The 20,332-nt window shown below is 37.9% G+C and carries 15 protein-coding genes; 11 read left to right on the top strand and 4 right to left on the bottom strand.

The features are described from left to right. The first annotated feature begins 177 nt into the window (after positions 1-177). A complete protein-coding gene (gene mutS, locus ACFINH_RS03405) occupies positions 178-2,922 on the top strand; it encodes a DNA mismatch repair protein MutS (RefSeq protein ID WP_375632151.1) in 2,745 nt (914 codons plus the stop codon). A gap of 1,048 nt (positions 2,923-3,970) precedes the next feature. Here mutS and ilvD read toward each other — a convergent pair. The 3 genes from ilvD to ACFINH_RS03390 form a co-directional block, all read right to left on the bottom strand. Next, positions 3,971-5,809 (bottom strand): dihydroxy-acid dehydratase, encoded by a 1,839-nt coding sequence (gene ilvD, locus ACFINH_RS03400; protein WP_375611414.1) that lies wholly within the window; start codon positions 5,807-5,809, stop codon positions 3,971-3,973. Between the two features lie 971 nt (positions 5,810-6,780). After that, complete coding sequence (locus ACFINH_RS03395) at positions 6,781-7,032, bottom strand: DUF1150 domain-containing protein (protein WP_012754519.1); 252 nt, start codon at positions 7,030-7,032, stop codon at positions 6,781-6,783. A gap of 26 nt (positions 7,033-7,058) precedes the next feature. Next, the gene (locus ACFINH_RS03390; protein WP_375632150.1) at positions 7,059-7,490 is read right to left on the bottom strand and encodes an Hsp20 family protein; all 432 of its coding nucleotides are present in this window, start codon (positions 7,488-7,490) and stop codon (positions 7,059-7,061) included. Between the two features lie 120 nt (positions 7,491-7,610). On the opposite strand from ACFINH_RS03390, the gene nth reads away from it, so the two are divergent. The 10 genes from nth to ACFINH_RS03340 all read left to right on the top strand — a co-directional run bounded on the left by nth (position 7,611) and on the right by ACFINH_RS03340 (position 17,348). Beyond that, on the top strand, positions 7,611-8,351 hold the full coding sequence (gene nth / locus ACFINH_RS03385; protein ID WP_375612818.1) for an endonuclease III: 741 nt from the start codon (positions 7,611-7,613) through the stop codon (positions 8,349-8,351). A gap of 155 nt (positions 8,352-8,506) precedes the next feature. Beyond that, positions 8,507-8,710 carry a 50S ribosomal protein L35 gene (gene rpmI, locus ACFINH_RS03380; protein WP_183193590.1) on the top strand — a complete coding sequence of 68 codons (204 nt, stop codon included), beginning with the start codon at positions 8,507-8,509 and terminating at the stop codon, positions 8,708-8,710. A gap of 33 nt (positions 8,711-8,743) precedes the next feature. After that, on the top strand, positions 8,744-9,145 hold the full coding sequence (rplT, locus tag ACFINH_RS03375) for a 50S ribosomal protein L20 (protein ID WP_375632149.1): 402 nt from the start codon (positions 8,744-8,746) through the stop codon (positions 9,143-9,145). 94 nt (positions 9,146-9,239) lie between these two features. Then, the gene (gene pheS, locus ACFINH_RS03370) at positions 9,240-10,322 is read left to right on the top strand and encodes a phenylalanine--tRNA ligase subunit alpha (protein WP_375632148.1); all 1,083 of its coding nucleotides are present in this window, start codon (positions 9,240-9,242) and stop codon (positions 10,320-10,322) included. Positions 10,323-10,354: 32 nt separating this feature from the next. Next, on the top strand, positions 10,355-12,769 hold the full coding sequence (gene pheT / locus ACFINH_RS03365) for a phenylalanine--tRNA ligase subunit beta (RefSeq protein WP_375632147.1): 2,415 nt from the start codon (positions 10,355-10,357) through the stop codon (positions 12,767-12,769). Between the two features lie 290 nt (positions 12,770-13,059). Next, positions 13,060-13,968: a metal ABC transporter substrate-binding protein gene (locus tag ACFINH_RS03360; protein WP_375611408.1), complete on the top strand. Its 909-nt coding sequence runs from the start codon at positions 13,060-13,062 to the stop codon at positions 13,966-13,968. Then, positions 13,965-14,795: a manganese/iron ABC transporter ATP-binding protein gene (locus ACFINH_RS03355; protein ID WP_375632146.1), complete on the top strand. Its 831-nt coding sequence runs from the start codon at positions 13,965-13,967 to the stop codon at positions 14,793-14,795. Before ACFINH_RS03360 ends, ACFINH_RS03355 begins: the two co-directional genes overlap by 4 nt. Beyond that, entirely contained in the window at positions 14,792-15,658 is an 867-nt protein-coding gene (locus tag ACFINH_RS03350) for a metal ABC transporter permease (protein ID WP_375632145.1), read from the top strand. The genes ACFINH_RS03355 and ACFINH_RS03350 overlap by 4 nt, the downstream gene beginning before the upstream one ends. Further along, on the top strand, positions 15,655-16,560 hold the full coding sequence (locus ACFINH_RS03345) for a metal ABC transporter permease (protein ID WP_273790250.1): 906 nt from the start codon (positions 15,655-15,657) through the stop codon (positions 16,558-16,560). The genes ACFINH_RS03350 and ACFINH_RS03345 overlap by 4 nt, the downstream gene beginning before the upstream one ends. A gap of 401 nt (positions 16,561-16,961) precedes the next feature. Continuing rightward, complete coding sequence (locus tag ACFINH_RS03340; RefSeq protein WP_375632144.1) at positions 16,962-17,348, top strand: YbaN family protein; 387 nt, start codon at positions 16,962-16,964, stop codon at positions 17,346-17,348. Positions 17,349-18,907: 1,559 nt separating this feature from the next. Here ACFINH_RS03340 and pncB read toward each other — a convergent pair. Continuing rightward, on the bottom strand, positions 18,908-20,212 hold the full coding sequence (gene pncB / locus ACFINH_RS03335) for a nicotinate phosphoribosyltransferase (RefSeq protein WP_375632143.1): 1,305 nt from the start codon (positions 20,210-20,212) through the stop codon (positions 18,908-18,910). Between the last annotated feature and the right edge of the window lie 120 nt (positions 20,213-20,332).

The raw sequence follows: 20,332 nt of genomic DNA, 5'->3' as shown, positions 1-20,332 counted from the left end.
AAAACAGTGTAAATTTTGCTTGATAATGCGTATAGTCATTAAATTTGATTCATATATTAGAAATCGCTATTCTTGCCTTAGCAAATCTGATGATGCGTTGCAATTTAGAGATAAATAGATATTGAAGTAAACAAAAAAGAGTAAAAACTTCACTTAAAGGAAACAGGCCTCGTACAAATGGATAAAAAAAACAATCATAAAAATAATTTAATTCCACAGCCTGCCTCCCCATCTGCTTCCTCTCAAGAACGTCTTACACCTATGATGGAGCAGTACATAGAAATCAAAGCCGTCCATCATGATTCCCTTCTCTTTTACCGAATGGGGGATTTTTATGAATTATTTTTTAATGATGCGATTGAAGCTGCTCAGGCTTTAGGAATCACACTCACAGCACGCGGAAAACATTTAGGACAAGATATTCCTATGTGTGGTGTTCCCGTTCATGCTGCAGATGATTATTTACAAAAACTGATTGCTTGTGGTTACCGAGTTGCTGTTTGTGAACAAATAGAAGATCCTGCTGAAGCAAAAAAACGTGGCTCAAAATCTGTTGTTCGGCGTGATGTTGTTCGTCTTGTAACACCTGGAACAATAACAGAAGAAAAACTCCTTGATCCAACACGCGCAAATTATTTGATGACACTTTCCCGTATAAAAACTAGCGATGGAGAGGAATTTGCTCTTTCTTGGATTGATATCTCAACAGGCATATTTCGTGTAACAGAGAGTCGCCAAGAAAAACTTTTAGCAGATATTATGCGTGTGGATCCACAAGAAATCATTGTTTCTGATTCATTTTTTCATGATAAATCTCACAAGTCACTTTTTAGTGTTCTTGATCGTATCGTTTCACCTCAACCTGCTTGTCTCTTTGATGCACTCACCGCTGAACGCGATATTTGCAATTATTTTAAACTCTCAACTCTTGAAGGCGTTGCCGATTATTCACGCTGTGAACTCTCTGCAATTGTAGCTGCTATTCGTTATATCGAAAAAACACAAATCACGCATCGCCCTCCCCTCATGCAGCCTGAACGCCAAAATGAAAGTGCAACTCTTTTTATTGATGCCGCAACCAGACTAAGCCTTGAACTTATTCGAACGACATCAGGTCAACGGGATGGAAGTTTATTAAAAGCTATTGATCGCACTGTAACAGGAGGAGGATCACGCCTTCTTATTGACCGCCTTATTGCTCCCCTCACCACTCCTTCAGCTATTGATACGCGTTTGGATTCTATCGATTTTTTTCTACGTAATCCTTCTCTTGCAGAAGCGATAAAGCTTATTTTAAAGGGGGGACCAGATATGCCCCGCGCCGTTTCACGTTTGGCTCTTGGACGAGGAGGTCCCCGTGATATGGCGACAATCCAGCGTGGCTTTGAAATCATTCGTGAATTGCATCAACTTCTTGATAATGAGCTTCTGCCTCAAGAAATAAGTGATGTACAACAGGTGTTCTCAAAATTACCCACAGCGTTATACTTTCATTTAGAACAGGCATTAGCTGATGATCTCCCACTTCTTAAACGTGATGGTGGTTTTATTCGTTCTAATTATCATAAAGAGCTCGATGAAATGCGTGCTTTACGTGATGAATCTCGCCGTGTCATTGCTGAACTTCAAGCGCAATATGCCCAAGAAACAGATATTAAGACGCTTAAAATAAAGCATAATAATATTCTAGGTTATTTCATTGAAGTAACCAGCACACAAGCATCTGCTCTTACAAATAATCCAGAAGCTAAAGCACGTTTTATTCATCGGCAAACAATGGCAAATGCTATGCGTTTTACGACAACAGAGCTTGCTGACCTTGAAAGCCGTATTGCCCATGCTGCCAATCACGCATTGACACTTGAACTAGAGATTTTTGATATTCTCGTTCAGGAAATTACCGAACAAGTTGATTTTATTCGTAAAGCCTCTGAAGCACTTGCTATTTTAGATGTCTCTGTCGCTTTAGCATATCTTGCTGAAGAACAAGGATATTGCCGCCCTAAAATTGATCTTTCACTTACCTTTCGCATTACAGCAGGACGCCATCCTGTCGTCGAGCAAGCACTCCGCAAACAAGCCGCAGAACCCTTTATTGCCAATAATTGTGATCTCTCTGTGCAAGAAAATCAGCAATATGCAGCAATCTGGCTGTTGACAGGGCCTAATATGGGAGGAAAATCAACTTTTTTGCGGCAAAATGCTCTTATTGCTATTATGGCGCAAATGGGGTCCTTCGTTCCAGCAACTTCAGCACATATTGGTGTCGTTGATCGCCTATTTAGTCGCGTTGGGGCTTCCGATGATCTTGCACGAGGGCGCTCAACCTTTATGATGGAAATGGTTGAAACAGCAACGATTCTCAATCATGCTAGCCACCATTCCCTTGTTATTCTTGATGAAATAGGACGTGGAACATCAACCTTTGATGGACTTTCTATTGCTTGGGCTGCTGTTGAATATCTCCATGAAGTTAACCATTGTCGTGCTATTCTTGCTACCCATTTTCATGAAATGACTGCACTTACCGAAAAACTTGACAGACTGCATAATGTAACCATGAAAGTCAAAAATTGGGATGGTGATGTAGTTTTTCTTCATGAGGTCACACCAGGAGCCGCTGACCGTTCCTATGGTGTACAAGTCGCAAAGCTTGCTGGACTTCCCCCAGCCGTTATTACACGAGCAACAGATGTACTCCATCAATTAGAACAAGGCGAAATGGCTGGAAAAGGACATAAACTCATTGATGATTTACCACTCTTTTCTCTTAAAGCAACATCTCCCGTCAATGAAGCAAAAAACAAACATTGTATACTTCACGAAGCTTTAAAAAATATTCATCCCGATGAACTCTCTCCTAAACAAGCTTTAGAAGCAATTTACCACCTCAAACAGCTTGAAAAGAGTAACCCTTTATAGAAAACAGATGTTATTTTTTATTAAAAAACCTTCTTAATAGGAGATAACGTAACCATTTTTGATATACCACAGCATAAACAGTTATTTATCGTATTCCCATCGCTTTTCTACATAATATATTTTGATAAGTGTAATTGCCTATAGGCAAAACCCTATGCATTATATTTCATATTCCCTTAGATTAATATTGGCTCTTATACAAAAAATTGGTCAAGATCGGCTATTTTTACAAGATAGTCGTTTTTTGTAAAGATTGTCATGAAATCTCCTCCACCTTGCAAATACGCCATATTTAATGAATTGTGCTTTTTCACGATCAATATTATTGTTATCATAGCAATATTTTTAGTTTAAAACTGTCAGTGTTGGAATACCATCCCATTTTGCATAATAAATTCATGGATAATGGGTCTCGTATTTTCTTCACATTTTAAGTTATTCTTCACATTTTAAGTTATAAAGAGCTCTTTTACTGTTTTCATATGAAACATATAATCAGATATATCACAGCTGTACTTTATTTTCATAAACATCCTTCAACTCCTTCCCACACCTTAATGGATAAGGATTTTCATTCGAATCAAGTCTGCAAATAGTCCAGCTTCTAACGGATTTTCCTTGACTTCCTAATCATGTGCTTCTCTTAAACTCAAAGCTTTACAAACAAGTCTAAGAATATTCACCACACACTAAAAACACACTTAATATTTAAGGAAGATGCCGTATATCACAGTCCTAAATGACAGTGTTTTACGGTACAACAAGATAATGCCACCAGTACAATAAATATCTTTCATAAATATGAGTAATAAGAAATCATAATCTCATATAAGATTGGAATATGATATGAAAAGTAATTATACTGTATCTGTCTTACATAGCTGCTAAAATAAGCAATCTACCGCAGTTTTTAGTTGTATTGATAGCTTTTTAATCATACTCATCATGACTCGAAATATTCTGATAAGTTCATAAACTCATAAAATAATTAGCTTAGAATATCGTGCAAAAGATGCAAAAAATCAGAGCACTATCTCTATTCAACTCATCAAATATTACGTACTGCACCCTTTGCAGCAGATGTGGTCATCGCTGCATAGGCTTTGAGAGCCTTTGAAACTTTACGCTGACGCTTCTCAATCGGTTGCCAAGCGCCTTTTCCTTTTGCTTCCATCTTAGAACGGCGCTGCTTCATCTCAACGTCATCCACCAACATATGAATTCTACGATTTGGAATATCAATTTCTATGATATCCCCCTCTTCCACCAACGCAATTTCTCCTCCTTCAGCAGCTTCTGGTGAAATATGTCCTATTGAGAGCCCTGAACTTCCACCTGAAAAACGTCCATCTGTAACAAGTGCACAAACCTTGCCTAATCCTTTAGATTTGAGATAACTCGTTGGATAAAGCATTTCTTGCATTCCAGGTCCACCACGTGGGCCTTCATAACGGATTAAAACAATTTCACCTGTTTTAATCTTATCAGTTAATATAGCTGAAACAGCTGAATCTTGGCTTTCAAAAATTCTTGCCGGACCTTTAAAAGTTAAAATTGATTGATCAACGCCTGCTGTTTTTACAATGCAGCCATCTTTTGCAAGATTCCCATAAAGAACTGCCAATCCTCCATCTTGTGAATATGCGTGTTCCCTATCGCGAATCACACCTTTTTCACGATCAAGGTCAAGGGTCTCATAGCGACAAGATTGACTAAAAGCTGTCTGTGTTGGAATACCACCTGGAGCGGCACGATAAAATGCATGAACTGTTGGCTCATTAGTTTGCTTTACATCCCAGCGGTAAAGAGCTTCTTTCATTGTTTTTGCGTGAACCGTATAAGTTGATGTATCAATGAGTCCTGCCGCATCCAGTTCACCTAAAAGCCCCATAATACCACCAGCGCGATGAACATCTTCCATATGTACATTTGCAACAGCAGGAGCAACCTTACATAAAACAGGAACACAACGTGAAAGATGATCAATATCCGTCATGGTAAAATCCACCTCACCTTCTTGCGCTGCAGCTAAAAGATGCAGTACTGTATTGGTTGATCCCCCCATGGCAATATCAACGGTCATTGCATTTTCAAAAGCCTTGCGTGAAGCAATAGAGCGCGGCAAAACTGTTTCATCATCTTCTTCATAATAACGTTTAACCAATGCAACAATCTGTTTTCCAGCTTCTTCAAAAAGCATTCGTCGATCTGCATGTGTTGCTAACATTGATCCATTTCCGGGAAGAGAAAGCCCCAATGCTTCCGTTAAGCAATTCATAGAATTGGCCGTAAACATTCCTGAACAAGAACCACATGTAGGACAAGCAGCACGCTCCATTTCAGCAACTTCTTCTTCTGAATTTTGTTCTGAAGCTGCTGCAACCATGGCATCGACCAAATCAACCGTTAGATCTTGATCCTTCCATTTAATCTTACCTGCTTCCATAGGACCGCCTGAAACAAAGATTGTCGGAATATTCAACCGTAAAGCAGCCATTAACATACCAGGTGTAATTTTGTCACAATTAGAAATACAAACAAGTGCATCTGCACAGTGTGCATTAACCATATACTCTACAGAATCAGCAATGATTTCACGTGAGGGCAACGAATAGAGCATTCCATCGTGCCCCATCGCAATTCCATCATCTACAGCAATGGTATTAAATTCTTTCGCAACACCACCGGCAACTGCTATCTGTTGTGCGACTAATTGCCCAAGATCTTTTAAATGGACATGCCCTGGTACAAATTGTGTAAAAGAATTCGCAATCGCAATAATGGGTTTACCAAAATCAGTATCTTTCATCCCTGTTGCACGCCAAAGTCCGCGGGCTCCTGCCATATTACGCCCGTGGGTTGATATTCTTGAACGGTAAGAAGGCATTATTTTTTTCCCCTCAAATAATTCCATTTTGCTTGTTGTGCTGTAACTTCATTATAAAAACAAGAGCTTTAATATTCAAAAGAGAAAAATACCTTGTACTGCGGCATTTGAAGCACAAAATTAAAAGCTCTGCATAAACTTTTTCATAAAGCCTTTGTTTTTTATTACCTGTTAATCAACATCTAATCCCTGTGCAAGTCCACGTTTGAGACAAATATCAAAACGCTTCAGTATGACACGAACTGTTCCAGATTTTTGTATGCCAGATTTGGTTAGCATATTGCATCTATCTGTTTGCGTAACTTCTGGAATTGGAAAGAATATAAAGAAATCGTGATAAAAATCTATCATCTCCTTATAATTCAGCTTTACACCTTTCAAACGCATTCATAAAAATATCTTTTAAATAATGATGACGCATTATCTCATGCTTTTGTTTTTACACTCTTCAATAGAGCTACTCCCCTAAGGAAGAACAAAACACACCAAACAAAATACACTTGTATAGCCTTTATACTCATTTTAAAGAGACATCTTTCAATGCACTCGAGCCCATTTCACGATAGCGCCTATGAATGGTATAACAGCCCCCGTGAATAATATAAATCTATAAGGGACATCTTCACACTTATGAAGAAGAAAACTGACACCATCATACATTTTTTTATCCCCATATCGTGAACGTCCTTGGTAATTGAGACAATTAAAAAGAGATATTTTTATTCCTTTTTTCAAGTGTTTTTATCCACATGGCTCTCCCTGCTTATGACATCAAGCAAGTGACTTTAATTGTTTCAATATAAGAAGATCTCAAATGAGAGAACCTTATGATATTCGGGACTCTCATTCCAGTTGTAAAAAATTAATTATGAATATAAATCAATACTTAATCTAATTATAACTCACATTACACCCTTTACGAAAAAACAGATAGAATTTATAAAGAGTACAGCTTTTTCTCGTAAGGTAATCTAGTGCAGAGTTACAATTTGTAGTTCATGCTCATTGGCTCCAGCAAGGGCGATAGAACGCTCATCGGATAAAATGATAGGATAACCTGTTTCACCAAAGAGAGCCCATATCGTAATGCCTGGGGTCATTGGTGGAAGATCTGGAAAGTTTTTAGCCAGATCATCTGTACAAACTTTTTTTAAATAGGCAATCTGTCCCGCATCAGAGTAGGATGTGTTCTGAAACGACAAGTTTTGTTTGTGTTCTCCCATTTCACTGTTCCTTTACGCCTTAACTTTTATGACTCACCACTACTGACTTTAATTGGAATCTGTTTTATTTCTTTTTTTAATTTTGGTTGATACAGATTAATTGATAAAAGACCATTTTTCAACTCTGCATTTGTAACATGCATCCCTTCCGCGAGAACAAAGATTCGCTGGAATTGTCGCGCAGCTATACCGCGATATAAATATTGATGATTTTGGTTGTCTGTTTGTTTACCATGAATAACCAATTGATTATCATCGAGTAAAATATTAAGATGGTTAATCTTAAATCCAGCAACAGCCAAAGTTATCCGGATATGATTTGCATCATCACTTTTATGCAAACGTTCAATATTATAGGCTGGGTAAGCCTCATCAGCTTTACCGATACGTTGCAATATTTTTTCTACGGTTTCAAACCCTAAAAGAAAAGGATTGGAGAAAGGCGTCACATGTGTCATTCATGAGTATCCTCTTTAAAATGGCTTTACTTGACCAAACTCTATAAAAGTGTTCGCTGCACTCCTCTCATATGGCGAGCGTGAATGATAACTTCAAGAGAGAAGATTTAAGAGAGTTCAATGCCTCAAAGTAACATAAAATTATCAAAGGTGCGAAATTTATCTAGTATATTGTATAATAAAGATGAAATTGCGGAAATATTTCGCCGTTTTTCTGTGCAACGCCCAACACCTAAGAGTGATCTTAACTACATAAATACTTTTACACTTTTAGTTGCCGTTGTGCTTTCGGCTCAAGCGACAGATGTAAGCGTTAATAAAGCGACAAAAGAATTATTTTGCCTTGCTGATCAACCGGAAAAAATGGTTGCATTAGGGGAAGAAGAAATAGCAAATCATATCCGTTCAATTGGCCTTTGGCGTGCAAAAGCACGTAATGTTTATGCGCTTTGCAACTGTTTAATTGATTATTATGGCGGTCAAGTACCCGATACGCGTGAAGCACTCATGGCCCTTCCTGGAGTGGGGCGCAAAACGGCTAATGTGGTCTTGAATGTTGCTTTTGGTCAGCCTACATTGGCAGTAGATACACATATTTTTCGCTTAAGCAATCGTCTTGGTTTGGCGCCTGGAAAAACACCAGAAATTGTTGAGAAAAAATTATTAAAGATTATACCGGTTCATTATATTCGCCATGCGCATCATTGGCTGATTTTACATGGTCGCTATATTTGTCAAGCCCGTAAACCACAATGTACGCAATGCATTATTGCCGATTTATGTAAAGCAGCCATCAAAACAAATGCAATTCCAGCACCTTTGGTTGAGCTTCAAGGCAATGGAGCGCCGATTTTTTTGTAATACGGTCTTGCTATTTTGTGTATACTAGCTTATGAAAACGTCTTTAAGAGCCGCCCGGCAGGGCATGCCGTGGCTGTTTAAATGCTTGTTCAAGCGTTGGTCCGCTTGAGTGAATAAAATGTTTGATTGAATAAATTAATGTACGGAGTAGCAAAATGCCCAAGATGAAGACCAAATCATCCGCTAAAAAGCGGTTTAAAATCACTGCGTCAGGCAAAATTAAAGTAGCAGCTGCCGGTAAGCGCCACGGCATGATTAAGCGTTCGAATAAATTTATTCGCGATGCACGTGGAACAATGGTTTTGTGTGAACAAGATGCTAAAAAAGTCATTCAGCATTATTTGCCGAATGGTATTTAAACCTTACGCTTTTGATTTTGAGGAGATTATAATATGGCTCGTGTGAAAAGAGGTGTGACAGCACACGCTAAGCACAAAAAAGTTCTTAAACAGGCTGAAGGTTTTTACGGTCGTCGTAAAAATACCATTCGTGCAGCTAAAGCAGCGGTTGATCGTTCAAAGCAATACGCTTATCGTGATCGCAAAAATAGGAAACGTACTTTCCGTGCTTTGTGGATTCAGAGAATTAATGCGGCTGTTCGCGCAGAAGGTTTAACTTATGGACGTTTTATTGATGGCTTATCAAAAGCCGGTATTGAGGTTGATCGTAAGGTTCTTTCAGATATAGCAATCCATGAGGCAGAAGCATTTTCTGCTTTAGTAACTTCGGCAAAAAAAGCTTTAGAATATTTAAAAGATACGACACCTAATGCTTTCGAAGGCGCTGTCAAATAAGCCAGTCGTGTTCTCTTAAAGCATTCATTTATTCGAGGTCCCGTGCTGGCTATTGCGAGTGCGGGTTTTTCTTTATTAAAAAATAGGCAAAAATATGAATGATATTGAGCGTCTGGAACAAGAAATTTGTTTAGCCTTAGAGGCAGCAGGTGATGAACAAGCACTTGAAGAAGTGCGTATTGCAGCATTGGGTAAAAAAGGTAGTATCTCTGAAAAATTAAAAGAATTAGGAAAAATGGATGCTGGCGAGCGCCATAAAGTTGGACCAGTTCTTAATGGATTAAAAAATCGCATTTTAGAATTATGGGCACAAAAGCGTGATCTTCTGAAAAGACAGGCAATGGATGCCCGTCTTTCTCGTGAAAAAGTTGATGTTACCTTGCCTGTTCGCTCTTCACCTATAGAACGGGGACGCATTCATCCTATTTCACAAGTGATTGAGGAAATTATTGCCATTTATACAAAGTTGGGTTTTTCTCTTGCAGAGGGACCTGATATTGAAACAGATTATTATAATTTTACAGCATTGAATTTTCCTGAAGGGCATCCAGCGCGTGAAATGCATGATACCTTTTTTTTTGATGTTGATAAAATGGGAGAACGAAAATTATTGCGAACCCATACATCACCCGTACAAATTCGCACACTAGAAAAACAAAAAGCACCGATACGAATCATTATTCCTGGAAAAACTTACCGCATGGATTCGGATGCAACACATTCTCCCATGTTCCATCAGGTCGAGGGTCTTGTCATTGATAAAACCTCCACCATTGCCCATATGATGTGGCTGCATGAAACTTTTTGTAAAGCATTTTTTGAAGTTCCCTCTGTAAAAATGCGTTTTCGTCCCTCTTTTTTCCCTTTTACCGAACCATCTATGGAGGTAGATATTCAATGTGATCGTTCTGGTTCAGAAGTAAAGTTCGGAGAAGGACAGGATTGGTTGGAAATTTTAGGATGCGGAATGGTGCATCCCCAAGTGTTGAAAAATGTTGGTTTAGATCCAGATGAATATCAAGGTTTTGCATGGGGTATGGGCATTGATCGTATTGCCATGTTGAAATACGGTATGCCTGATTTGCGGGCTTTTTTTGATGCTGACCTGCGTTGGTTAGACCATTATGGCTTTCGTTGCTTTGATATGCCTGCTTTTTTTCCTAATAGAAATGTGTGATCTTAGTCATCGCTTTCATGTGAGGTTTTAAAATGAAGTTTACATTGTCCTGGTTAAAAGATCACTTAGAAACAAATGCATCTTTGAATGAAATTTGTGAAAAATTAACCGCTATAGGTCTTGAGGTTGATTACGTTGATGATCGGTCTTCTTTAAAAGGTTTTGTGATTGCAAAAGTTTTAACAGCAATAAAGCATCCTGATGCAGATAAACTTCAAATTTTATCAGTCGATACAGGGACTTCCACACCTGTTCAAGTTGTCTGTGGAGCACCAAATGCACGCGCAGGTCTTGTTGGTGTTCTGGCACTACCAGGCACTTATATTCCAGGACTTGATGTAACATTATCTGTAGGAAAAATCCGAGGTGTTGAAAGTTTTGGGATGATGTGTTCACAAGCGGAGCTTGAATTATCAAATGAGCATGATGGGATTATTGAACTTCCAGAAGATAGTCCTATTGGAGGTTCATTTGCAGCTTATGCTGGTTTAGATGATCCGGTTATTGATATTGGTTTGACCCCTAATCGTTCCGATTGCACAGGTGTTCGTGGTATTGCACGTGATCTTGCTGCCGCTGGAATGGGAAAATTAAAAGAATTATCCCTGTCAAAATTTGATCCTTCCTTTGAAACACCTCTCGATGTTTCATTAGATTTTTCGCAAGATTCATCATTATGTTTAGGTTTTGCTTGGCGTGAAGTGCGCAATGTTCAAAATGGTGCATCACCACAGTGGATGCAACAGCGTTTGAATGCAATTGGTCTGAGACCGATTAATGCGCTTGTTGATATGACCAATTACATCAGTTTTGACCTTGGTCGTCCACTCCATGTTTTTGATGCAGATAAAATTAAAGGTAATTTGTGTGTACGTTGCGCGCGTGAAGGAGAGCAGCTTCAAGCACTGAACGGAAAAATCTATCATCTGGGCGCTAAGAATTGTGTCATTGCAGACGACGAGGGGGTTGTTTCGATTGCCGGTATCATGGGCGGAGAAAGAACGAGTTGTGATGAAACAACACATCGCGTTATTATTGAATCGGCGCTTTGGGATGCGCGAAGCATTGCACAAACAGGAAGAGCATTAGGTCTTATCAGTGATGCACGTTATCGATTTGAACGAGGTGTTGATCCGGCTTTTATAGACACAGGACTTGAGATTGCAACAGAATTGGTCTTACGTCTTTGTAGTGGTGAAGTATCTAAAAAGAGGATCATTGGCTATCAGCAACAAGAAATCAAACAGATCGCTTTTCCTTTTTCTGAAATTAAACGTTTAACAAATTTGGAAATAGAACCTGAAAAAGTCATCTCTATTTTAACAAAACTTGGATTTTTTGTTGAAGGAAAAGGAGAAGTCGTTACGGTAAAAGTACCATCATGGCGCCCTGATATTATGGGTAAAGCCGATTTGGTGGAAGAGGTTATGAGAATTTATGGGTTAGATGAAATTAAACCTATTCCTTTGGAAAACTTTGCAGAAGGAAAAGATCAAATTTTAACATGCGCACAAATTCGTTCACGTGCTACACGTTTGGCTCTAGTGCAACGTGGTATGAAAGAAGCGGTGACATGGTCTTTTATTTCTGAAAAACAAGCTCTTGCTTTTGGAGGAGGTCAAGAAGAGCTTAAATTAGTTAATCCTATTGCTGCTGATATGTCAATGATGCGTCCTTCCCTTTTACCTGGCTTGATTATGGCGGCACAAAGAAATGCTGATCGTGGTTTTTCCGATCTTGCTTTGTTTGAAGTTTCAAGTATTTATGAGGGCGACACCCCTGATAAACAACACCGTGTTGTTAGTGGAATTCGTCGCGGAACAGAGCAATTTAAAGGGGCTGGGCGTTTTTGGAATGGAAATGCAACCGTCGTTGATATTTTTGATGCCAAAGCAGATGCTTTAGCTATTTTAGAAGCATGCGATATGGATGTTGGGAAAGTGCAGATTGAAGTTGGAGCACCGGATTGGTATCATCCTGGTCGTTCAGGTGTCATAAAACTTGGATCAAAGATTATTCTTGGTTTTTTTGGTGTTTTTCATCCTGCTACATTAGAAAAGTTAGATGTCAGTGGACCTTTATGCGGCTTTGAAATTTTTCTAGATCGAATTCCAGAATCAAAGAAAAAAACGACCAAAAGCCGTCCTCCTTTGAAACTCTTACCTTTTCAAATGGTGCGGCGTGATTTTGCCTTTATAGCGGATAAAACTGTTGCCTCTTCTCTTATTATTCGGGCGGCAAGTGGAGCCGATAAAAAACTTATTCATTCAGTGCAGGTTTTTGATATTTTTGAAGATATAAGCTTTGGTGAAGATAAAAAATCTGTTGCAATTGAAGTAACTATTCAGCCCATAGAACGGACTCTAACAGATGAAGATTTAGAAAAGCTTGCCTCAAAGATCGTGGATAATGTTACCAAAATGACAGGTGCATATTTGCGCTACTGAGTATACTCATTTTTTATGAGATATTTTACATGAAGTGGGAGCATCTTTGCGTGCTCCCTTTTTGTTTGGCATTCAAGAGCTATAGAACTTCTTGAAAGGGGACCTCCTTACCAAAACAAGCTGCTTAAATCATCAATTTTTTCAATATGAAAAAACTGTTTTTAAACATCTTGAAAAGTTATTTTTTCTCTTAATCCTTCATTGCAAATGTAAAAGATAACTGCTATTGCTAAATGATAATGCAAATTATTTGCAATAAAAAGAAGGCATATAAAGGAAAGAGAGAATCAATGAACGTAAGAACGTTTTTCACCATAGTTTTTGGAAGTGTTATTTTTTTTACACCCAATTTTGCTTTGTGTGCTGGTAAATTTAAAGCTGTTACGACATTCACTATCATTGCTGATATGGCACGCAATGTAGCAGGAGATGCCGCTGATGTTGAATCCATTACAAAACCAGGTGCGGAAATTCATGAATACCAACCCACCCCACGCGATCTTATGCGTGCTCAGGGAGCTAACCTTGTATTGTGGAATGGTTTAGAGTTAGAGCTTTGGTTTGAAAAGTTTTTTCAAAATATCAAGGATGTTCCAAGTGTTGTTGTTTCAAAAGGTATTGTACCCATTAAAATTGGTGAGGGCCCCTTTAGCGGTAAACCCAATCCTCATGCGTGGATGTCACCGACCTCTGCTTTGATTTACGTTGATAATATTCGCGATGCTTTTGTAAAATATGATCCTGAACATGCTGAAATTTATAAACAGAATGCTGAAATTTATAAACAGAAAATTCGTGCAACGATTGATCCAATTAGGGCTGAATTAGAAGCTGTACCGCAAGATAAACGTTGGCTTGTGACCAGTGAGGGGGCTTTTAGTTATTTGGCGCGTGATTTTGATCTAAAAGAACTTTATTTATGGCCCATCAATGCTGACCAACAAGGAACACCACAGCAGGTCAAGCATGTTATTGATATGGTTCGCAAATACAATATTCATGCAGTTTTTTCTGAAAGCACTATTTCCCCTGCGCCTGCTAAGCAGGTTGCCAGAGAAACAGGAGCTAAATACGGTGGTGTTCTTTATGTTGATTCTTTAAGTGAGAAAAATGGTGAGGTACCCACTTATATTGATTTATTACGTGTCACGAGTGGGCGTATTAGCAATGCTTTAGTAGAGGGAGTAAAAAACCAATGACGGAATGTGGAATTTTTGCCCAAGGAGTAACGGTAACATATCGTAATGGACATACAGCTTTACACGAAGTGAATTTTGAAAGTCCAAAGGGTTCTATTACGGCATTGGTTGGTGTTAATGGATCCGGTAAGTCAACGTTATTTAAAGCGATTATGGGGTTTGTACGCCCCTCAAAGGGAAAAATTCGCATGTTTGATTTGCCCGTTGATGTAGCTTTGAAAAAAAATCTTATTGCTTATGTTCCTCAAAGTGAAGATGTTGATTGGAATTTTCCTGTCTTGGTTGAAGATGTTGTATTGATGGGGCGGTACGGTCATATGAATTTCTTTCGCTATGCCCGTACACAAGATTATGAAGCCGTTCGTATTGCCTTAGAACGTGTTGATATGCTGGCTTTTGCCAAGCGCCAAATTGGAGAACTTTCTGGTGGACAGAAAAAGCGTGTTTTTCTAGCACGCGCTCTTGCACAGAAAGCAAAAGCTATTTTATTAGATGAGCCGTTTACAGGGGTTGACGTTACAACAGAAGATAAAATCATTGCTTTGTTACAAGATCTTCGTAAAGAAGGAGCTGTGATCTTGGTTTCAACTCACAATTTGGGTTCTGTTCGTGAATTTTGTGATCATACGGTTTTAATAAAAGGAACAGTGTTAGCTTCCGGATTAACTGAAAAAATCTTTACAAAGCAAAATCTGGAAAAAACTTTTGGAGGATCTTTGCATCACCATATTTTTGATCTTCAAACCACAAAAAAAAATGATGTTTTCATGGGAAGAAAGCAGTCTGCAGTTTGTGAAGATATTGAAAGAGTGGAGCACGTTGCATGATTTCTTGGTTGCTTGAGCCACTGAGCTATCAATATATGGTGAATGCAATGTGGGTTTCTGGGTTAGTTGGGTGTGTTTGTGCCTTTCTTTCAGCTTTTTTGATGTTAAAAGGTTGGTCATTGATTGGTGATGCACTTTCCCATTCGATTGTTCCTGGTGTAGCAGGAGCTTACCTTTTAGGGTTACCTTTTTCACTCGGCGCTTTTTTTTCTGGTGGTCTTGCAGCAGCAGCAATGCTCTTTTTTAACCACCGGACAAAGCTTAAAGAAGATACCATTATTGGGCTCATTTTTTCTTCCTTTTTTGCCTTTGGGTTGTTTCTCAAATCATTAAAACCAATGGCTGTTAATATTGATACGATTGTTTTGGGAAATATTTTAGCAGTGAGTTCAACAGATATTCTACAATTGGCTTTTATCGGCTTTGTTTCGTTGCTTATATTGCTTTTGAAATGGAAAGATCTTCTTGTTTCGTTATTTGATGAAACGCATGCGCATGCCATTGGATTAAACGTAAAATTTTTAAAGATTCTCTTTTTCACATTGCTTGCCGCTTGTACCGTTGCTGCGATGCAAACCGTTGGAGCGTTCTTAGTCATTTGTCTTGTTGTGACACCTGGGGCAACGGCCTATCTTTTAAGTGATCGTTTCGTAAACATCTTGGTTATTGCAGTTGTAATTGGAACCTTCACAAGTGTCTTGGGTGTTTATGTGAGTTATTTTTTGAATGCACAAACGGGGGGGGTTGTAGTGCTTTTTCAAGCATCTTTATTTGTTTTGGTTTTTATTTTTGCTCCTAAACATGGGTTTATTGCTGCGCGCTTACGCATAAATGCGGCAAAAAAGGGTGTAATATTATCATGATCGATCAATTACTGCTTCCGTTTCAGTTTTCTTTTATGCTTAAGGGTATGCTTATTGTCATGATTCTTTCTATTCCCATGGCGATGCTTTCCTGTTTTCTTATTTTGAAAGGATGGGCGCTGTTAGGCGATGCCATTTCTCATGCAGTTTTTCCAGGTGTTGTTGTTGGTTATATGACAACACCATGGGTAATCGCATTTTTAACTTCTTTGCCATTTGCTTGGTTTCAGCATATGCGTCCAGAGAATATTACAATGACTTTGATTACTTGCGGTGCTTTTGTTGCAGGAATGGTGTGTGCACTATTAACGGGTTTTTTAGGGAGCAATAGCCGTATCAAACAGGACACGGTGATGGGTGTGGTCTTTTCTTCAATGTTTGGTTTGGGGCTTGTTTTAGCCACGTCTATTTATAGTAGCTTAGATTTGAATCATATTCTATTTGGTAATCTCTTGGGTGTTAACTGGCTTGATATAACGCAGACGGCAATCATTTCTGCTGTTGTCACTTTTATTTTAGCAGCAAAATGGCGCGACTTTATGCTGTATATTTTTGACACAGTTCAAGGACGTGCAATGGGGTTACCAATATCTCTACTCCACTATACCCTGCTAACGATGATTTCTCTTACAATTGTTGCGGCTTTGAAAGCTGTAGGTATCGTACTCGTTATTTCTTTACTGATAGCACCAGGAGCAATTGCCTATCTTGTCACAAAGCGGTTTTCTTTTATGTTAATGATCGCGATACTTGTTGCAGCTTTTTCTGGTTTTTTAGGGATTTATCTCAGCTTATTTATCGGCTCTGATTCTGCTTCCACAATTGTGTTGATCTTGACGTTGATTTTTATGGCTATTTTCATGATGATTTTCTTTCGTCGAAACACAGTTCAAGAGACTTGAAAGTGTTAAAATTCATGCATATCAGCCATGCATTTTTATATATTGTTTCTCATTTTTATTTTAATTAGAGTTCGGGGTGCTAGATTATTTTTCCTCCTAATATCTAGCAGGTGAATGCAGTAAATTTTCTCCCCCCCAACACTGCATTTTAATTAAGAGGCTGCATTGATTTATTCTGCAGCCTTTTTATTTTTTTCTAAAACTTTTTCTCATTTCTTGAAATCATTTAAAATGATTATAATATTGTATAAGCTATTCGGTATTTTCAAGGAACTTATAACAGCAAAGACACTTACGCATGAAGGGATAGAGCGTAATTGTACACTCAGACATGTAAACAGAAAAAAACAGATACAATGTTTTTGTATAGGGTTTTGCGTAGAGGAAAATAGTACGAGAAAATGAAAAAAGATTTGAAGATATCGCACCCTTTACGTATCTGCTATTATATAGCAGGGTGGACGATGGTTATATTAGGTATTATCGGTGTCGTATTACCTATTATGCCAACTGTGCCTTTTTTATTGGTTGCCTCATGGTGTTTTACGCGTTCTTCTCCACGTTTTCATCAATGGTTGAATAATCATCGTATTTTTGGTCCCCCTATTAAGCGATGGGAAGAAAAAAAAGCAATCTCTCCATTCGTTAAAGTTTTTGCAATGATGAGTATGACAGGAGGATTTTTATCCTTTTTTGTAATGCTACACCCTCCTTTGTGGATTTCTTTACTTGTTGCGGTTATATTATTGCTGATTGCCATTTATATTGTAACACGTCCATCTTCCTAATGATAAAAAAGGCTTTATGGGATACTCTTTTTAGCTTCAACTTATTTGTAAAAACTATGAGAACTTTTAAGTTTTGAATATAAGCTCTCCATTTCCAAAATGCATATGAAATAGCAAGCTTTTTGAACGCAATTAATTAATAATATGTTTGTGAAATAATTTTTATGAACACTCAAAATGTTCTCACTTGGTAAACAATGATAAATCACATTCATGGAAGAGAGTCATTATTTTTGTAAAGCATGTTTGTATGAATCTCTACATATACATCATTAAAAAGTCATTGATATGATAGTTATTTCTTTCTAAAAGACATTTCGTTTGTTTTCATATCTCTTAATGAGGATATAATACACAGCTTACTAAACACCATCATTTTTATACTTATACAGTTAAGAAGCCGGTCTATTATATCAATCTTTAATGTTACATCTGTTATTAACTTAAGAATAATTCATAAGAAACAACAGAGTTTTTCAAATGGTTTTATATATACACGCATTCTTATTATAATATGCGAATAAATAATTTCTCTGTCTTTGTATAAAGCTTATTCGAAATAAAAATATTATTGCATTCTCTGTTTTTTAATAAAGTCATGCCCCTCACGTAAAACAAAAGGTCTCCCAAATCATGTTATTTACACATTTATTTTAATGAAACATCTCTCAACGCTTTACTCATTTCATAATAGCAGACCATACATGGATAAAGTAAAATCTCCTGTAAAGTGTATAAAATTCATTTGAGCACCATCATCCTTGCCTTACAAAATGCACACCGATAGTCACCGTGCTATTTGCCATCCTCCAATGTTGCCTTAGCAATTCCTAATGTTACAACTGTAGCTTTTCATTGGGTTTTGTATATTTTTACACTAGATTTTGTACCAATTTATTTTTTTTCAAAGAGTTTTAAAGATGTTCTCAAAGGGGGGAAAAGCCTTTTCTCATTTTTACTATGGAAACGCATTTTTTTCTGATTTTCGGTAATTTTTGCAATTTTAGGCGTCAAAATCTATTTTGATAAAACGCGCATTTAATGGTCAAAATTGTACATAAAAACAACAAATTACCACGTATTCCTACTTAATCCTATCTCTTCCCACTTAGTACAAACCTACTGTCGAGCTACAACAATAACCCTTAAAACTTGAAAACCTTCATACATGTAAGGAGATGAGTGTGCTTGATTTAAAAGGGTTGAAATGAAAAAAATTTATGATATTCACGCACGCTCTTTCAACATGCAAAACAACAGTATCTTGTTGTGCCGTATAACACCGTTATTTATGACAATGATATAAGGAAGCCTCCTTGGCTAAACTTCCCTAGCAAGTTAAGTATTTTTTTAATGCGTAGTGAATATTTTTAAGTCTGATCTGTCGAATCCTTATGTAAGTGAAGCGTATGCGTGGTAGGCCAAGTAGAATCTGCTCAAAAAACAACCGAACTATTTACAGACCAGCAAAGGTTAAGAACCCTCATCCTTAGGGCAGGACAAAAATCAATCTTATAAACAATATGATGAGTCAATATACTCGTTTAAAGAACCGGAAACTACGTCTTTATAGGTCTAGCAATTCGCTTTTTATTACCAAAAAAATTGAGATAACGTTGTACTTCTTTTGAATCACCGATCGTTTTTTCAGGATTATCTGAAAGCTTTACGGCTGGTCGACCATTGGCATAGGTCACCTTACAAACAAGGGAAAGAGCATCAAGAGTTTCGATTTCCTGAGGTGCACAGCCTGTAAAGTCATTGGTAAGATCCGTGCCCCATCCAAAACTCATGCGCACTCTGCCATGGAAATGATGATAGGTTTTTTCAATTGTATTGACATCAAGAGCATCAGAAAAAATTAAAAGTTTTTCGCGTGGATCTTTTCCTTTTTCTTTCCACCATTGAATAATACGTTCGCCACCTTCAATAGGGGGCGCACTATCGGGTCTGAAACCTGTCCAATCAGCGACCCAATCTGGTGCATTGCGTAAAAATGCTTCTGTACCAAAGGTATCAGGTAAAACAATGAGAAGATTTCCACCATAATAACGGTTCCAATCTTGCAAGACTTGATATGGAGCTCTGCGTAATTCATCATCGTTGTTGCTGAGAGCCGCAATAACCATGGGCAATTCGTGTGCATTGGTTCCAAGAGCTTCTAAATCCGTATCCATGGCAAGAAGAACATTAGAAGTTCCAGTAAAAGAATTACCAATGCCTTCTTTTAATGCTTCCACACACCAGCGCTGCCATAAAAAAGAATGGCGACGCCTTGTCCCAAAGTCAGATATTTTAATATCAGGCAATTTTTTGAGACGTTCAACTTTACTCCACATTTTTGCTTTAGCACGCGCATAAAGTACATCAAGAGCAAAACGATCTAGTTTTTTGAGAGCTGCACGTGAACGTAATTCACTGATAATAGCAAGGGCTGGAATTTCCCACATAGAGCTATGAGCCCACGAACCATAAAAATGAAGCATATATTGGCCATCTTTGCGGGTTAGTTCATATTCTGGGAGTTGAAAATTCTCAAGCCACTGAAGAAAATCCGGTTCAAAAATTTGTTTGCGTCCATAAAATGTATTACCAGCAAGCCAGATCATTTCTTTTTTTGTAAAGCGCAAACTAAGAGCATGATCAAGTTGAGCACGTAATTCACTCTCATCAATATCATCGGCAAGACGTATTGTTTTAGAGCGATTTATGAGGGAAAAAGTAACATTAACATTAGGATACAACCCCCAAATCATCTGCACCATTAGAAGCTTATAAAAATCCGTATCAAGAAGTGACCGAATAATGGGATCAAGTTTCCAAGTGTGATTGTAAACACGTCTAGCAATATCCGGATGATTCATAACCTTTTTCTTTCATTTTCATAAAATCTAAAATATTATGCACCAACACGGCTAATATAGGCGGTGCAATATAACAACTCTACAGTTTTGGACAAGAATAAAAAGTCTGCTCTCTTTTTT

The organism is Bartonella sp. AA74HLJMH, assembly GCF_042197045.1.
GTDB lineage: Bacteria > Pseudomonadota > Alphaproteobacteria > Rhizobiales > Rhizobiaceae > Bartonella.
This window is presented reverse-complemented; position numbering and strand designations above follow the sequence as displayed.

What these genes read in the sequence shown, in the direction of transcription:
- mutS (WP_375632151.1), top strand. Translation starts at nt 178, where the DNA reads ATGGATAAAAAAAACAATCATAAAAATAATTTAATTCCACAGCCTGCC.
- ilvD (WP_375611414.1), bottom strand. Translation starts at nt 5,809, where the DNA reads ATGCCTTCTTACCGTTCAAGAATATCAACCCACGGGCGTAATATGGCA.
- ACFINH_RS03395 (WP_012754519.1), bottom strand. Translation starts at nt 7,032, where the DNA reads ATGGGAGAACACAAACAAAACTTGTCGTTTCAGAACACATCCTACTCT.
- ACFINH_RS03390 (WP_375632150.1), bottom strand. Translation starts at nt 7,490, where the DNA reads ATGACACATGTGACGCCTTTCTCCAATCCTTTTCTTTTAGGGTTTGAA.
- nth (WP_375612818.1), top strand. Translation starts at nt 7,611, where the DNA reads ATGCCTCAAAGTAACATAAAATTATCAAAGGTGCGAAATTTATCTAGT.
- rpmI (WP_183193590.1), top strand. Translation starts at nt 8,507, where the DNA reads ATGCCCAAGATGAAGACCAAATCATCCGCTAAAAAGCGGTTTAAAATC.
- rplT (WP_375632149.1), top strand. Translation starts at nt 8,744, where the DNA reads ATGGCTCGTGTGAAAAGAGGTGTGACAGCACACGCTAAGCACAAAAAA.
- pheS (WP_375632148.1), top strand. Translation starts at nt 9,240, where the DNA reads ATGAATGATATTGAGCGTCTGGAACAAGAAATTTGTTTAGCCTTAGAG.
- pheT (WP_375632147.1), top strand. Translation starts at nt 10,355, where the DNA reads ATGAAGTTTACATTGTCCTGGTTAAAAGATCACTTAGAAACAAATGCA.
- ACFINH_RS03360 (WP_375611408.1), top strand. Translation starts at nt 13,060, where the DNA reads ATGAACGTAAGAACGTTTTTCACCATAGTTTTTGGAAGTGTTATTTTT.
- ACFINH_RS03355 (WP_375632146.1), top strand. Translation starts at nt 13,965, where the DNA reads ATGACGGAATGTGGAATTTTTGCCCAAGGAGTAACGGTAACATATCGT.
- ACFINH_RS03350 (WP_375632145.1), top strand. Translation starts at nt 14,792, where the DNA reads ATGATTTCTTGGTTGCTTGAGCCACTGAGCTATCAATATATGGTGAAT.
- ACFINH_RS03345 (WP_273790250.1), top strand. Translation starts at nt 15,655, where the DNA reads ATGATCGATCAATTACTGCTTCCGTTTCAGTTTTCTTTTATGCTTAAG.
- ACFINH_RS03340 (WP_375632144.1), top strand. Translation starts at nt 16,962, where the DNA reads ATGAAAAAAGATTTGAAGATATCGCACCCTTTACGTATCTGCTATTAT.
- pncB (WP_375632143.1), bottom strand. Translation starts at nt 20,212, where the DNA reads ATGAATCATCCGGATATTGCTAGACGTGTTTACAATCACACTTGGAAA.